Origin of the sequence: Fusicatenibacter saccharivorans (assembly GCF_027667425.1) — a bacterium.
Taxonomy (GTDB): domain Bacteria; phylum Bacillota; class Clostridia; order Lachnospirales; family Lachnospiraceae; genus Fusicatenibacter; species Fusicatenibacter saccharivorans.
Map to the genome: position 1 here is coordinate 631 of NZ_JAQEGR010000024.1, position 15,383 is coordinate 16,013.

The 15,383-nt window shown below is 54.6% G+C and carries 12 protein-coding genes and 1 pseudogene; all 13 read left to right on the plus strand.

The genetic code is table 11. From position 1 onward, the window contains the following. Positions 1 to 343: DUF4368 domain-containing protein (locus tag PGS38_RS16245; protein WP_270476433.1), on the plus strand; the 343-nt coding region annotated here is incomplete at its 5' end. A gap of 90 nt (positions 344 to 433) precedes the next feature. Then, a pseudogene (locus tag PGS38_RS16250) lies at positions 434 to 517 on the plus strand (Maff2 family mobile element protein); the annotation flags it as partial. A gap of 19 nt (positions 518 to 536) precedes the next feature. Beyond that, complete coding sequence (locus PGS38_RS16255; RefSeq protein WP_118248612.1) at positions 537 to 1,406, plus strand: VirB6/TrbL-like conjugal transfer protein, CD1112 family; 870 nt, start codon at positions 537 to 539, stop codon at positions 1,404 to 1,406. Positions 1,407 to 1,584: 178 nt separating this feature from the next. Next, positions 1,585 to 1,992 carry a PrgI family protein gene (locus PGS38_RS16260; protein ID WP_076776092.1) on the plus strand — a complete coding sequence of 136 codons (408 nt, stop codon included), beginning with the start codon at positions 1,585 to 1,587 and terminating at the stop codon, positions 1,990 to 1,992. After that, positions 1,937 to 4,381, plus strand: coding sequence for a VirB4-like conjugal transfer ATPase, CD1110 family (locus PGS38_RS16265; RefSeq protein ID WP_076776095.1), 2,445 nt, complete (start codon positions 1,937 to 1,939; stop codon positions 4,379 to 4,381). Before PGS38_RS16260 ends, PGS38_RS16265 begins: the two co-directional genes overlap by 56 nt. Then, positions 4,378 to 5,337: a DNA-methyltransferase gene (locus PGS38_RS16270; protein ID WP_076776098.1), complete on the plus strand. Its 960-nt coding sequence runs from the start codon at positions 4,378 to 4,380 to the stop codon at positions 5,335 to 5,337. Before PGS38_RS16265 ends, PGS38_RS16270 begins: the two co-directional genes overlap by 4 nt. Positions 5,338 to 5,372: 35 nt before the next feature. Beyond that, on the plus strand, positions 5,373 to 7,481 hold the full coding sequence (locus tag PGS38_RS16275) for a C40 family peptidase (protein WP_076776100.1): 2,109 nt from the start codon (positions 5,373 to 5,375) through the stop codon (positions 7,479 to 7,481). A 31-nt stretch (positions 7,482 to 7,512) separates the two neighbouring features. Then, positions 7,513 to 7,791, plus strand: coding sequence for a DUF4315 family protein (locus PGS38_RS16280; protein WP_076776103.1), 279 nt, complete (start codon positions 7,513 to 7,515; stop codon positions 7,789 to 7,791). Then, positions 7,784 to 8,512, plus strand: a complete 729-nt coding sequence (locus PGS38_RS16285; protein WP_076776106.1) for a DUF4366 domain-containing protein — start codon at positions 7,784 to 7,786, stop codon at positions 8,510 to 8,512. The genes PGS38_RS16280 and PGS38_RS16285 overlap by 8 nt, the downstream gene beginning before the upstream one ends. Further along, positions 8,509 to 8,697, plus strand: a complete 189-nt coding sequence (locus PGS38_RS16290; protein ID WP_076776107.1) for a hypothetical protein — start codon at positions 8,509 to 8,511, stop codon at positions 8,695 to 8,697. Before PGS38_RS16285 ends, PGS38_RS16290 begins: the two co-directional genes overlap by 4 nt. Before the next feature lie 15 nt (positions 8,698 to 8,712). Next, the gene (locus tag PGS38_RS16295) at positions 8,713 to 10,803 is read left to right on the plus strand and encodes a DNA topoisomerase 3 (protein ID WP_118209246.1); all 2,091 of its coding nucleotides are present in this window, start codon (positions 8,713 to 8,715) and stop codon (positions 10,801 to 10,803) included. Positions 10,804 to 11,042: 239 nt separating this feature from the next. Further along, on the plus strand, positions 11,043 to 14,426 hold the full coding sequence (locus PGS38_RS16300) for a YodL domain-containing protein (RefSeq protein WP_118209245.1): 3,384 nt from the start codon (positions 11,043 to 11,045) through the stop codon (positions 14,424 to 14,426). Positions 14,427 to 14,429: 3 nt separating this feature from the next. After that, on the plus strand, positions 14,430 to 15,383 hold the full coding sequence (locus PGS38_RS16305) for a hypothetical protein (RefSeq protein WP_009447125.1): 954 nt from the start codon (positions 14,430 to 14,432) through the stop codon (positions 15,381 to 15,383).

Below are 15,383 nucleotides of genomic sequence, written 5' to 3' on the forward strand. Positions count from 1 at the left end.
AATGCGGCTTTATGAAGATATGATTGCAGGGCGTATCAGTGAGCAGAACTTCAACACCATGCTGGAAAAGACACAGACCGAGCAGACGGAACTTAAAACAAAAGTGTCCGAGGGCAGAAAGCGGCTGTCCGATGAAGTCCAGCTTGCCAATGACGCAAAACAATGGGTGGAAGCCATTCAGGAATATGCCAACATCACAGAGTTGGACGCAGCCACCCTCAACCGCTTAATCAAAGAAATCGTCGTGCATGAGCGCATTGACGAAGATAAAACAAGACACATTTCTATCGAAATTCATTTTAATCTCAAACCCATCCCGGAGGTGGAACAGGTCACTGCCTGACCTGTCCCGCCGGGACGGTTCTCTTAAAAACACCATATAGATTTTTTGTACGCCGCCGCCCGCCATCGAGCAGAGTTTTACACCTAATTGGGGATAAAACAGCTCATGGCGGGCGGCGGCGTTGCCCTTATCGGCATGACCCTTGTACCGCTGCTTTCCGGCCTGTTCGGTTAAGAAGCGCGGGTAAAGGCTTATGCAGAGCATACTTGACGCGATTAACGAATGGATAAAGGAAATCCTCATAGGAGCCATAAACGGTAATCTGTCAACTATGTTCGGGGACGTGAACGAGAAAGTCGGCACTATCGCCGCAGAGGTAGGGCAGACCCCGCAAGGGTGGAACGCGGGTATCTTCTCCATGATACGCACACTATCGGAGAATGTAATCGTACCCATTGCGGGGCTTGTCATTACCTACGTCCTATGCTATGAGCTTATCAGCATGGTAACGGAAAAGAACAATATGCACGACGTTGACACTTCCATGTTCTTCAAGTGGGTATTCAAGGCTTACGTCGCAGTCTACCTTGTGACGCATACCTTTGACATCACTATGGCGGTGTTCGATATGGCGCAGCACGTTGTTTCCGGCGCGGCGGGGGTAATAGGCGGCAGCACAAATATTGATGTTGCCGCCGCCCTTGCTTCCATGCAGAGCGGGCTTGACGCTATGGAAATCCCCGAACTGCTCTTACTTGTCATGGAAACAAGCCTTGTGAGCTTGTGCATGAAGATAATGTCCGTACTGATAACCGTTATCCTCTACGGGCGCATGATAGAGATTTACCTTTACTGTTCGGTATCGCCTATCCCGTTTGCAACATTCACTAACCGGGAATGGGGACAGATAGGAAACAACTACCTAAAATCCCTGTTCGCCCTTGGCTTTCAAGGCTTCCTCATAATGATATGCGTCGGCATTTACGCCGTATTGGTGAACAACATGATAATAGCGGACAACCTGCACAGCGCGATATTCTCCCTTGCAGCCTATACCGTTATCCTCTGTTTCTCCCTGTTCAAATCCGGCGCACTGGCGAAGTCGATTTTCTCCGCGCATTAGCGGCGTGTCAAGGGTAGGGTGGAGATTTTCAGAGCAAAGCGGCGAAAATACTACCCGACCTTGACGCGGGAAAAACCCCATAGAATAGGGACGGGCAAAGGGCAGAAATTGACCTTTGCCTTGATTGCCCCTATGGGAAGTTACAGCAACACAAAACATAACGAAAGGAGGTTTTCACTTGGCGTATGTACCCGTACCCAAAGACTTATCCAAAGTCAAGACAAAAGTAGCGTTCAACCTTACCAAACGGCAGATTGTATGTTTTGCGGCGGCTCTCATTATAGGTTTGCCGCTTTTCTTTCTGCTCAAAGACAGCACAGGCACAAGCCTTGCGTCTATGGCTATGATTGCGGTCATGCTGCCCTGTTTCCTCTTTGCCATGTATGAGAAGCATGGACAGCCCCTTGAAGTGGTGGTGAGGAACATCATACGGACGAAATTCATAGCCCCAAAGGAACGACCATACAGGACTGAAAATCTATATGCTGACCTTGAACGGCAGCGAAAACTTGAAAAGGAGGTATCAGCGATTGCAAAAGGAAACACGAAGAAACAGCGTGGCGGGAAACGCGCCTGCAAAGGCTAACCCGCCCCACAAGCTCACCCGCGCCGAAAAGAAACAGATTGCGGAAATCATCAGACAGGCAAAGGGCGACGGGAAAGCGCACACCGCGCAGCAGACAATCCCCTATATCCAGATGTACCCGGACGGTATCTGCAAGGTTACGGAACGGAAATACTCAAAGACCATAGCCTTTGAAGATATTAACTATCAGCTTGCACAGGCAGACGACAAGACCGCCATTTTTGAAAACTGGTGCGACTTCCTCAACTACTTTGACGCTTCCGTTTCGGTGCAGCTCTCTTTCATCAATCAGGGGACGCAGCGGGGCGAAGCGGAGAAATCTATCCATATCCCGGCACAGGACGACGCTTTCAACTCTATCCGCAGCGAATACCGGGATATGCTCAAAAACCAGCTTGCAAAAGGCAACAACGGGCTTGTCAAAGCAAAATATATCACCTTTGCCATTGAAGCCGACAGTCTGGGCGCGGCGAAATCCCGCCTTGCCCGTATCGAAACGGACGTACTGAACAACTTCAAGCTCTTGGGCGTGTCTGCCCACCCCATGACAGGCTATGAACGCCTTAAAATGCTGCATGGGATTTTCCACCCGGAGGGCGGGCAGTTTGCCTTTGATTTTTCATGGCTTGCCCCGTCTGGGCTTTCCACAAAGGACTTTATCGCCCCGTCCTCTTTCCGTTTTGGCGAGGGGCGTTACTTCCGCATGGGGCGCAAAATCGGCGCGGTTTCATTCCTTGAAATCCTTGCCCCGGAATTAAACGACCGTATCTTATCCGACATACTGGACTTGGAAACGGGCGTTATCGTCAATCTGCATATCCACAGTATCGACCAGACCGAAGCCATAAAGACAATCAAGCGCAAGATTACCGACCTTGACAAAATGAAAATTGAGGAACAGAAGAAAGCGGTACGCAGCGGCTATGACATGGATATTATACCGTCCGACCTTGCCACATTCGGCAGCGAAGCGAAGAACCTCTTACAGGACTTGCAGAGCCGGAATGAAAGAATGTTCCTTTTGACGTTCCTTGTGGTGAACATGGCAGATACGAAGCGGAAACTGGAAAATGACGTGTTCGCGGCGGCGGGCATTGCACAGAAGAACAACTGCGCCCTCACCCGCCTTGACTACCAACAGGAAGCGGGGCTTATGTCCTCTGTACCGCTTGGGGAGAACCTTATCCCCATACAGCGGGGGCTTACCACGTCAAGCACAGCTATCTTTATCCCCTTTATCACACAGGAGCTTTTTCAGACAGGCGCGGCGTTGTACTACGGCTTAAATGCCCTGTCTAACAACATGATACTCTGCGACCGCAAGCAGCTAAAAAACCCCAACGGCTTAATCTTGGGGACGCCGGGAAGCGGGAAATCCTTTGCAGCCAAACGGGAAATGGCAAACGCTTTCCTCATTACGGACGACGACATTATCATCTGCGACCCGGAAGCAGAGTATTTTTCCCTTGTGCAGCGGCTTGACGGGCAAGTGATACGCTTGTCGCCTACGGGCAAGGGCATTGACGGGAAGCCCCAGTATGTGAACCCTATGGATATTAACCTCAACTATTCCGAGGACGACAGCCCGCTTGCGCTGAAATCCGACTTTATCCTCTCCCTCTGCGAGCTTGTCATAGGCGGCAAGGAGGGCTTGCAGCCCGTCGATAAGACCGTCATTGACCGCGCTGTTAGGAACGTGTACCGTCCTTTCCTTGCAGACCCCGACCCGGAGAAAATGCCTATCTTGGGCGACCTCTACGACGAGCTTTTGAAGCAGCCGGAACCGGAAGCGGCGCGTATCGCGTCGGCGTTGGAGCTGTATGTTTCCGGGAGCCTTAACGTCTTTAACCACAGGACGAATGTAGAGCTTTCAAACCGCCTTGTCTGCTTTGACATCAAGCAGCTTGGGAAGCAGCTCAAAAAGTTAGGTATGCTCATTGTGCAAGACCAGGTATGGAACCGCGTCACTATCAACCGGGCAGAGAGGAAATCCACCCGCTACTACATGGACGAATTTCATCTTCTCTTGAAAGAGGAACAGACCGCCGCGTACAGCGTGGAGATTTGGAAGCGTTTCCGTAAATGGGGCGGCATACCCACAGCCATTACGCAGAACGTCAAAGATTTGCTTGCTTCCCGCGAAGTGGAGAATATCTTTGAAAACTCTGATTTTGTCCTCATGCTCAATCAGGCGGCGGGCGACCGGGCTATCCTTGCGAAGCAGTTAAACATTTCCCCGCAGCAGATGAAGTATGTCACCCACACCGAAGCGGGCGAGGGGCTTATCTTCTACGGGAACGTGGTGCTGCCCTTTGTAGACCGCTTCCCGAAAGATACCGAGCTTTACCGGGTAATGACGACGAAGCCGGAGGAAGTGGGCGAAGCATGACAGAGCTGAACATAGACACCATTATCAACCGGGACGCGCTCTATGCCTTGCGGGAGCTTCCAGAGGAAAGCGTACACTGTTGCGTCACAAGCCCGCCCTACTACGCACTTAGGGATTACGGGCTTGACGCACAGATTGGGCGGGAGGACACGCCGGAGCAGTACATTGACAGGCTTACCGAAGTTTTCCGCGAAGTGCGCCGGGTACTGCGTACCGACGGTACTTTCTGGCTGAATATCGCGGACACCTACTGCGGCACAGGGAATAAAGGCTACCATGCAGACCCGAAGAACCCCAGAGGGAGGAACGGTCAAGCCGTATCAATCGCAAGACAGGCGGCGGGCTGCAAGCAAAAGGACTTAATCGGTATTCCGTGGCTCTTGGCTTTTGCCCTACGCGCTGACGGGTGGTATTTAAGGAGCGATATTATCTGGCAGAAAGAGAACCCCATGCCGGAGAGCGTGAAAGACCGCCCTACCCGCTGCTATGAACATATCTTTCTGCTTACGAAGTCAAAGAAGTATTTCTATGACGCAGCCGCCATAGCCGAGCCGTTAGCCCCTACAACGGCGGCGCGGTACCGCACCGGGCGCAGCGCGGGACAGAAATATGCGGACGAAGTACCCGGACAGGGGAAAGTACAGGGGCTTAACCGGGCAAGGAGCGGCAGCTACTACGACGAAGCCCTCATGCCGACCATGCGGAACAGGCGGGACGTGTGGCTTATCAATACCGTTCCCTACAAGGGCGGGCATTTCGCCGCGTTCCCGCCGAAGTTAGCCGAAACCTGTATCAAGGCGGGCTGTCCGAAAGGCGGCGTTGTGCTTGACCCCTTTTTCGGCAGCGGCACGACGGGGGCAGCCGCAAAGCAGCTTCACAGGCATTATATAGGCATTGAGATAAACGCCGAATATTGCGCCCTTGCAAGGGCGCGGATTGGAGGGACAGAAAAATAAAACAGTATAAAGCGCGTGAGAAAGTCACGCAGAAAATGACCCGCGAGGGAGCCGTTGAGGTAAACGCCGCCACAGGCAAGAAGAAGCGTATCAGCAACCGCATAAGGGACGCTGACCTTACCAGAAAGGAAGCCGCCCCGCAGCAGCCGGAACAGGCAGCGCAGCCCCTACCGGGCGGCACAGCTCCCGCGCCCACAGCCGACGCGCCGACGCTTCCCCATGCGCCGGGGGCAGAACGGGAACAGGACACCGCCGCAGCCGAGCGCGTCATGGAGCATATCGACGGGGCGCATACCAGAAAGACGAGCAAAAAGGCGGCGAGGAAAGCACAGGCAGAAGCCGAAGCCCGCACCCGTACTTCCCGCTTGCAGTTTACCGAGGAAGAACGGGCAACGCCGGAGCTTGAAAAGTATATCCGAAAATCGGACAAAGCAGCCGACCGTCTGGACGCGGCAAAGGCAGCTATCCCCAAAGAAAAGAAACTTGTGGGGGAGCGCACCTTTGACGAAGCCACCGGGAAAGGCAAGACCCGCCTACGCTTTGAGGAACGGGAAAAGCCCATAGGAAAGAACAAGCCCCACAATAACCCGCTATCCCGCCCCGCACAGGAAGCGGGTATTTTCGTCCACAACAAAATACATTCCGTTGAAAAGGACAATTCCGGCGTTGAGGGGGCGCACAAATCCGAAGAACTGGCAGAACGCGGCGCAAAGTACGGGGCGCGGAAAGTCAAGGAGGGCTACCGCAGCCACAAGCTCAAACCCTACCGGGCGGCAGCAAAGGCAGAGAAAGCGGCGTTCAAGGCGAATGTGGATTTCCAGTACCACAAAGCCCTACATGACAATCCGCAGATTGGGGGCAACCCCCTTTCCCGCTTCATGCAGAAGCAGCAAATCAAGCGGCAGTATGCAAAGGCGGCAAGGAAAAACGGCGCAAAAACGGCACAGAAAGCCGCAGAGAACACCCGCAAGGCAGCGAAGAAAACAGCCGAGGAAACAAAGAAAGCGGCGGCGTTTGTGGCAAGGCACCCGGCGGGCGTTTGTATCGCCGTTGCCGCGCTGCTCTTATTCATTATGATTTCGGCGGGGCTTTCCTCTTGCGGCTCTATGTTCTCCGGCTTGATGAACGGCATTGTCGGGACTTCCTACACGTCGGAGGACAGCGACCTTGTGGCGACGGAGAACAATTACGCCGCAAAGGAAAACGAGCTTCAGCAGCGGATTGACAATATCGAGCGCGACAATCCGGGCTATGACGAATACCGCTATGACCTTGACAGTATCGGGCATAACCCCCATGAATTAGCGTCCTACCTCACCGCGCTTTTCCAGACCTACACCCCGCAGAGCGCACAGGCAGAAATAAACCGCGTCTTTGATATGCAGTACACTTTGACGCTGACGGAAGAAATCGAAGTGCGCCACAGGACGGAAACCCGCACAGGCACACGCACCGTCACCGACCCGGAAACGGGAGAAACCTCTACGGAAACCTACGAATACGAGGTTGACGTTGCCTATAACTATTACATTCTCAACGTGAAGCTGACAAACAAGCCTGTTTCCGAGATTGCGGAGGAACTTCTTACGCCGGAGCAGCTTGAAATGTACCGCGTCTATCTGGAAACAAGCGGCAACAAGCCGCTGATTTTCGGCGGCGGTTCTCCCGATACGGGCGCGTCCGAGGATTTAAGCGGCGTACAGCTTGTGAACGGCACACGCCCCGGCAACACCGCCATTGTAGAGCTTGCGAAGCGGCAGGCCGGAAACGTGGGCGGGCGGCCTTATTGGAGCTGGTACGGCTTCAACAGCCGCGTGGAATGGTGCGCCTGTTTCGTTTCGTGGTGCTACGGACAGGCGGGGCTATCGGAGCCGCGCTTTGCCGGGTGCCAGTCACAGGGCGTACCGTGGTTCCAGTCACGCGGGCAATGGGGTGCGAGGGGCTATGCGAATATCGCCCCCGGCGACGCTATCTTTTTCGACTGGGACGGGGACGGGAGCGCAGACCATGTAGGGCTTGTTATCGGGACTGACGGGGAGCGCGTCTATACCGTCGAGGGCAATTCCGGCGACGCTTGCAAGATAAAGAGCTATCCCGTTGACTATGGCTGTATCAAGGGCTACGGCTTAATGAATTGGAACTAAAAACTGAAAATCTGAAAGGAGAAATTGATTTATGGCTATGAATAAGATTGAACGTATCGACAAGGAGATTGCAAAGACCCGCGAGAAAATCACCGAGTACCAGAATAAATTAAGGGGGCTTGAAGCGCAGAAAACCGAAGCGGAAAATCTGCAAATCGTACAGCTTGTGCGCTCCATGCGCCTTTCCCCGCATGAGCTTTCCGCTATGCTGAAAGACGGCGGTATTCCGGGCATGGAATCCGCGCCGGGCTACCCCGCAGAACCCGCAGACCACGACACCGAAGAAATGGAGGACACCGAGAATGAATAAGAAAATCCTTAGAACCTTGACCGCACTCTGCGCCGCCCTCATGCTGACGGGCGGCTTTTCCGTCACCGCCTTTGCACAGACCCCGGAGGGCGAGGACGCCACCGACGACAGCGGCGTTGTCTATGAGGAACCCCAAAAGGAAGAACCCCTTACCCCGGACGGGAACGCGACCCTTGTAGACGATTTCGGCGGCAACAAGCAGCTTATCACAGTGACGACCAAAAACGGCAATTACTTCTATATCCTCATTGACCGGGACGACGAGGGCGAGAACACCGTACATTTCCTTAATCAAGTGGACGAAGCCGACCTTATGGCACTCATGGAGGACGGAAGCACCGAAACAGCAGCCCCGCCCGCTGTTTGCAGTTGCACCGATAAATGCGAGGCCGGGAAAGTGAATGTGAGCTGCCCCGTCTGCAAGGACAACATGACCGCTTGCAGCGGCAAGGAAGCGGAGCCGGAAACCGAGGAACCGCCGGAGCAGCCCAAAGAGAAAAGCAATACGGGCGGGCTTGTGCTTTTCCTTGTCGTGGCACTTCTTGGCGGCGGGGGCGCACTCTACTATTTTAAGTTTATGAAGCCGAAGCAGAGCGTCAAGGGCGGCACCGACCTTGAAGATTTCAACTTTGACGACTACGACGAGGACGAGCCGGAGCCGGACGACGGGGAGGGCTTGGACGTTCCCGAAGATGAAGAAGCGGAGGACAGGGACGCATGACGCTTTTCACCGAGAACCCTTTAGAAAGAATGATGATACAAAGACCCACCGGGCGGCGTGACAATGCGCCGCCCGTTCCAAAATCCCCGGCGTGTATGCGCTGCCCTTATAAGGCGCAATCCCCCTGTATCGGCTATTGTCTGAAACAGGCACAGGAGAAGAAGCATACCGCGCCGGAACGCTGAAAGGAGGATTTTTTCATGGCACTTAGACTTGTGATTGCAGAAAAGCCGAGCGTGGCGCAGACTATCGCCGCCGCGCTTGGCGTTAAGGGAAAACAGGACGGATATATCGAGGGCGGCGGCTACCTCATTTCATGGTGCGTCGGGCATTTGGTACAGCTTGCGGAAGCCGCCGCCTACGGGGAGCAGTACAGGAAATGGCAGCTTGACAGCTTACCCATTCTGCCGGAGGAATGGCAGTACGCCGTTGACCCGGACAAGGGGAAGCAGTTTGCGACCTTAAAGGAGCTTATGCACCGCACCGACGTTTCGGAAGTGGTGAACGCTTGCGACGCGGGGCGCGAGGGAGAATTGATATTCCGCTTTGTCTACGAAGTGGCGGGCTGCAAGAAGCCCATGCGCCGCTTGTGGATTTCCTCAATGGAGGACGGGGCAATCAAGGCGGGCTTTGCTTCCCTCAAAGACGGGCGGGAATATGACGCGCTCTTTGCGTCTGCCCTCTGCCGCGCAAAGGCTGACTGGCTTATCGGCATTAACGCCACCCGGCTTTTCTCATGCCTGTATGGAAAGACCTTGAACGTGGGGCGCGTCCAGACCCCGACCTTGAAAATGCTCACCGACCGGGACGCGGCTATCTCCCATTTCCAGAAAGAGAAATATTACCATGTGCGTCTTGACTTATCCGGCGCGGAAGCGGCAAGCGAGAGGATTTCCGACAAGGCAGAAGCCGACGCGCTGAAAGGGGCTTGCGAAGCGGGAAAGGCGGTATGCGTTTCCCTCACCAGAGAGAAGAAAACCGCAGCCCCGCCAAAGCTCTTTGACCTTACCTCTTTGCAGCGGGAAGCGAACCGCATTTTCGGCTACACCGCGAAGCAGACCCTTGACCTTGCACAAGCCCTTTATGAAAAGCAGCTGTTGACTTATCCGAGGACGGACAGCAGCTTCCTCACCGACGACATGGGCGATACCGCAGCGGGCATTATCACGCTGCTTTGTGAAAAGCTCCCCTTTATGGCGGGCGTGGGCTTCACACCGGGGATTGCAAAGGTATTAGACAGCAAGAAAGTATCAGACCACCACGCAATCATTCCCACTATGGAGCTTGCAAAGACAGAACTTGCCGCGCTGCCGGAAAGCGAGAGGAATATCCTCACCCTTGCGGGGGCGCGTCTGCTCTCTGCTACCGCCGAGCCACATATCTTTGAAGCGGTTACGGCGGTTTTCTCATGCGCCGGGACAGACTTCACCGCAAGGGGAAAGACCGTACTTTCGGACGGTTGGAAAGAGATTGAACGCAGATACCGGGCGACGCTGAAAAGCAAACCCGACCCGGAGGACGGGGAAAATGAGGGTGTGACGCTGCCGGAGCTTTCCGAGGGACAGAGCTTTGAAAAACCCGCCGCAAAAGTAACGGAGCATACCACAACGCCGCCGAAGCCCCACAGCGAAGCGTCGCTTCTCTCTGCTATGGAACGCGCCGGGAACGGGGACACCGACCCGGACGCGGAACGCCGGGGGCTTGGCACTCCCGCCACCCGCGCCGCAGTCATTGAAAAACTGGTAAAGGGCGGCTTTGCGGAGCGTAAGGGCAAGCAGCTTATCCCCACACAGAACGGAGCCGCCCTTATATCAATCTTGCCGGATATGCTCACTTCCCCGCAGCTTACCGCAGAATGGGAAAGCAATCTGACGCAGATAGCAAAGGGAGCCGCAGACCCCGGAGAATTTCTGTCCGGCATTGAAGCTATGGCGCGGGAGCTTGTGCAGACACACGCCGCAGCACTGGACGGGAAAAAGGATTTATTCAGAGAGGAAAAGCCCTCTATCGGGAAATGCCCCCGTTGCGGTTCCCCCGTTCATGAGGGGAAGAAAAACTACTATTGCAGCAACAGGGAATGTGCCTTTGTCATGTGGAAGAACGACCGTTTCTTTGAGGAACGCAAGACCGCTTTTTCCGCGAAGATTGCCGCCGCGCTCCTTAAATCCGGCAAGGCGAATGTGAAGAAGCTCTATTCCCCGAAAACAGGCAAGACCTACGACGGGACTATCGTTTTAGCTGACACTGGCGGGAAATACGTCAACTACCGTATCGAAGTGCAGAAGAACTAAAAACTGGAATAGCAAGCATAGGAAGCGGGTACCCACTTCCGTAAATCCCCGTTACGACGCTGACGCGCCGGACGGGGATTTTGCTTGTTGGGAAGTTTCCCAAACCCTCTTTTGCGGAGGGCTTCACCCTCTGAAAATCTTCAAAAAACTTTGGCAGAAATGCGGGTGTGCCGTAGTAGGCTATGCAGCCAAAAAATGCAGCTTATGACGCTGCCCCAGAGAAAGGAGGTTTTTCAACTATGGCAAGTTTACGGGACACCGTAAAGGACTATCAGGACGAGCTTAGGGACGGTATCGCATGGGTGGCGTTCTGGAAACAGGGGCGTTCATGGAACGCGGAATATTTTCATCTTGATATGGACGATACGCTCTACCCGGAGGACAGGAGCCGGTTAGAGGAAATCAAAAGCACCGACCCCGCCGCCGTTATCCTTAACGGCTACTATTGCGGGCATTTAGGCGAGGATATGAGCCTTGACGAGCTGACCGCCGGAGTGCGCTACCACTACGAAAACAGCATGAACGATATTGACGGTTTTATCGGGGCGCATGACGACAGGCTTCCCCCGGAGGTTATCGAGGAAGCAAGAGCCACCGCCCATGAAGCGGGGCTTCCCTTTTCCGAAAACCCCTACCGGGACGGGGAGGATTTTAACCCCTATGTATTTGACGGGAGCATGAGCATTGAAGATTTTGAGCTTATGCACCGCATGATGGAACAGGAAAGGAGAGAAAAAATGAGCGAGCAGTTTTCGATTTTGATTGACAGCCGCACCCGCTTTGAAACAGGCGAACCGGGCGGCGTGTGGCTTCCCATGCCGACTACAACGCAGCAGCTTCACGCGGCTATGGAAAGCGTCGGCATTACCGCAGACAACCCACAGGATTTTTTCATCAATGGATTTGCCAACACCGAGCAGCAGCCCTTTGACGTGCCGCTTGCCGTTATCCAGAGCGCGGGGATTGACGAGCTGAACTATCTGGGGAAGCTCTTGGAAATGCAGAGCGACGAGGACAGGGACAAGTTTACGGCGGCGGTGACGCTTGGGGAACGCGCCGGGAACATCAAAGACCTTATCAACCTTGCACAGAACCTTGATTGTTACTGGCTCTATCCTACCGTACAGAGCGAGGAAGATTACGGCTATTACCTTATCGACGAGCTGGACGAATTGGAGCTTCCCGAAGAAGCGAAAAAGTATTTCATGTATGAGGAATACGGGCGGGACGCAGCTATCAATGACGGGGGACGCTTTACCGACCAGGGCTATATCTACAACAACAAGAACACCTTTACGGAGTGGTACAACGGGCGCGAAAGCGATATTCCCAAAGAGTATAAAGTAATGAGCTTCCCACAGGCAGAACGCCCCGACCCGTCAAAGGTAGAAATGGACGCAGCCGCGCCGGGGCAGAGAACGGCACAGTCCGCAGAGCAGCCACAGGAGCCGCGCCCGGTTATCCCTATCGTGCTGACGAGCGAGAAGCCCGCCGAAAAGCTCAAAGAGATTACCGACCGTCTGGAACAGGGCATTACGGAACTCTTTGACAGCGAGCGTTACAAGGAATATCTGCGCGTCATGTCAAAATTCCATAATTACAGCTTCAACAATACGCTGCTTATCGCCATGCAGAAGCCGGACGCTTCCCTTGTGGCGGGCTTTTCCGCTTGGAAGAATAATTTCGGGCGCAACGTGATGAAAGGGCAAAAGGGGATTAAAATCATTGCCCCGTCGCCGTTCAAAATCAGACAGGAAGTGGAGAAGATAGACCCGCACACACAAAAGCCCATTATCGGCAAGGACGGAAAGCCCGTCACCGAGGAAAAGGAAATCAAGATACCCGCCTACAAGGTAGTGTCTGTTTTCGACGTTTCCCAGACCGAGGGAAAGGAGCTGCCGGACATTGCGGTGGACGAGCTGACGGGCGACGTTGACCGCTACAAGGATTTTTTCGCAGCCCTTGAAAAGACTTCCCCCGTCCCTATCGCCTTTGAGAATATCGAGGGCGGCTCTCATGGCTACTACCACTTGGAGGACAAGCGCATTGCTATCAACGAGGGCATGAGCGAATTGCAGACCTTAAAGACCACCATTCACGAAATCGCCCATGCGAAGCTGCACGACATTGACCTCAACGCGCCCAAAGATGAACAGCAGCCCCGCGTTGACCGCCGCACCCGCGAAGTCGAAGCGGAAAGCGTCGCCTATACCGTCTGCCAACATTACGGGCTTGACACGTCGGACTACTCTTTCGGCTACGTCGCCGGGTGGAGCAGCGGGCGGGAGCTGTCCGAACTGAAAAGCTCCCTTGAAACGATACGCAGCGCAGCCGCCGAGATTATCAATTCCATAGACGAAAATCTTGCGGAACTGCAAAAGGCACAGGACAAGGAGCAAACCGCCGGACAGGAGCAGCCCACCAGAGAGGAACAGGCAGCCGCGCCGGAGCAGCCGCAGCCGGAAGCCCCGGAAAAGGCAGATACAGCCGGGAAAGAGAAGCCGGAGCCGGAAGCAGACGCACCGGGGAAATCCGGCGCACAGGAAAAAGCGGACGCAGCCCCGAAAGAAGCCTTTACCCCGGAAACGATTTACAGAGTGCGCCGGAACCCTTACGGCGACAGCCGGGAAAACAGCTACCTCTTGCAAGCCTATGTGACACAGGAGAACGGGCGGGCGAAAATGGGCGACGTTCTTTTCGCCGGAACGCCGGAGAAATGCCGCGAGCTTATGGGGCAGCTCAAAAGCGGGGAGCTGACCGAGGGCGACGTAAAGCAGCTCTACGCAAAGGCACAGGAAACGGCAAAGACCGCCGAGCCGGACAAGGACACCTTTTCCATTTACCAGATAAAAGGCGGGGACGAAACAAGGGACTTGCGCTTTGAGCCTTACGACCGCCTGCAGGCGGCGGGGAATGTGGTTGACAGGGCGAACTATGAGCTTGTCTATTCCGCGCCCCTTGCGCCGGGGACTTCCCTTGAAGATATTTATACCCGTTTCAATATCGACCACCCCAAAGACTTTAAGGGACACAGCCTTTCCGTTTCCGACGTGGTAGTGCTTCATCAGGACGGACAGGACGCGGCGCACTATGTTGACAGCGCGGGTTTCCGGCAAGTGCCGGAGTTTTTACAGGAGCAGAAACAGCTTACCCCGGACGACTTGGAAACGGGCGAAACTGTCAAAACATCGAGAGGGACTTTCCATGTAACCGCCATGAGCCGGGAGCAGATAGAAGCCGCCGGATATGGCTTTCATCATCAATCCGACGACGGAAAGTATCTGATTATGGGGAACGGGACGCGGGCGTTTGCCGTTGCCGCAGAGCAGCCGGAAAAGGCAAACCCTTTGAAGCACGTCGAGGACACCGTAGAGCAGAACGACAACAACTTTGACGGTATCATCAACAACACCCCTACCGTTGACGAACTGGAAGCAAAGGTCAAGGCGGGAGAAACGATTTCCCTTGTTGACCTGGCTAATGCGGTCAAAGCCGACAAGGAGCGCGTCAAGGGAGCGAAGCCGGAAAAGAAGCCCTCTATCCGGGCGCAGCTTAGAGCCGACAAGGAAAAGGCGCAGAAGAAAAACGCAAAGCAGAAGTCACAGGACTTGGAAAGGAGCTGACCCATGCCGGAACAGAGCAGATTTGAAAACGTGGATTTGTTCGCTTCCCTTGAAGCGATTATGAAGCAGAATACAGGCTTTTACCAGAGCGACTTGGAGATTGACAAGGAGATTATCGCAAAGGCGGCGGCAAGCCCCCACAGGGAGGACAAGACCCTTTTGTGGTTCTGCCGCCCGTCCGGGACGCATTGCTTTAGGGAGCGCGACGTTTTCCTAAAGGACACCGCGCCCCACAATACATGGCGTTTCTACATGGAGCAGACAAGCGACCGCGTACTTGCCTATGCAATCGAGCTGACGGGAAAGGAGCGCGGGAAAATCAAGGGCAATCTGTATGAGCTTGACTATTCCCGCCATTATGAGCGCGTCAAGGAAAAGGAGCTGCCCGCCGATACGGTGAAGCTGTTTTATGAGCGTGGGGAAAGGGTACAGAAAGCCGGGAGATATTTTGACGGAACCCCAGACCCGCAGCTTGGGAAGTTTGAACGCTTTGAAGCCGTACCCAACGACCCGGACGCGCTGCAATCGCTCTTACAGGAAGAACGGCGCAGCCGGGAGCAGCTTCCGCCGGGAGATTTCAAGGCGCATATCGCCGCATTGCGGGACGGGCTGATTGAAACGGAAGCGCGGCGCATTGTGTGGGAAATGAAGCGGCACGACACGCCGAACAGCCCAAACAAGACCCATTTCATGGTAGAGCTTTCCCCGGCGTTCATGCAGCTTGCGGCTACAAAGGACACTGACCGTCTTTTCTCCATGCTGCCCTACAAGACCCTTTCCTTTTCCAAAATCGAGGGCAGACATGGGACGTATGCGCTGATTGACAAGAGGGAGAACCGGGACAGGGAGATACGGAAGCCCCGCCCCTCTATCCGGGCGCAGCTTAAAACAGACAAGGCAAAGACCGCCCCGAAAAAGGCGGCGGCAAAGAATAAAAATCACGATTTGGAGGTGTGA

Bases quoted from the DNA above. Each gene is read 5' to 3' on its own strand.
- PGS38_RS16255 (WP_118248612.1), top strand. From the start codon at position 537: ATGCAGAGCATACTTGACGCGATTAACGAATGGATAAAGGAAATCCTC.
- PGS38_RS16290 (WP_076776107.1), top strand. From the start codon at position 8,509: ATGACGCTTTTCACCGAGAACCCTTTAGAAAGAATGATGATACAAAGA.
- PGS38_RS16305 (WP_009447125.1), top strand. From the start codon at position 14,430: ATGCCGGAACAGAGCAGATTTGAAAACGTGGATTTGTTCGCTTCCCTT.
- PGS38_RS16295 (WP_118209246.1), top strand. From the start codon at position 8,713: ATGGCACTTAGACTTGTGATTGCAGAAAAGCCGAGCGTGGCGCAGACT.
- PGS38_RS16300 (WP_118209245.1), top strand. From the start codon at position 11,043: ATGGCAAGTTTACGGGACACCGTAAAGGACTATCAGGACGAGCTTAGG.
- PGS38_RS16275 (WP_076776100.1), top strand. From the start codon at position 5,373: ATGACCCGCGAGGGAGCCGTTGAGGTAAACGCCGCCACAGGCAAGAAG.
- PGS38_RS16270 (WP_076776098.1), top strand. From the start codon at position 4,378: ATGACAGAGCTGAACATAGACACCATTATCAACCGGGACGCGCTCTAT.
- PGS38_RS16280 (WP_076776103.1), top strand. From the start codon at position 7,513: ATGGCTATGAATAAGATTGAACGTATCGACAAGGAGATTGCAAAGACC.
- PGS38_RS16285 (WP_076776106.1), top strand. From the start codon at position 7,784: ATGAATAAGAAAATCCTTAGAACCTTGACCGCACTCTGCGCCGCCCTC.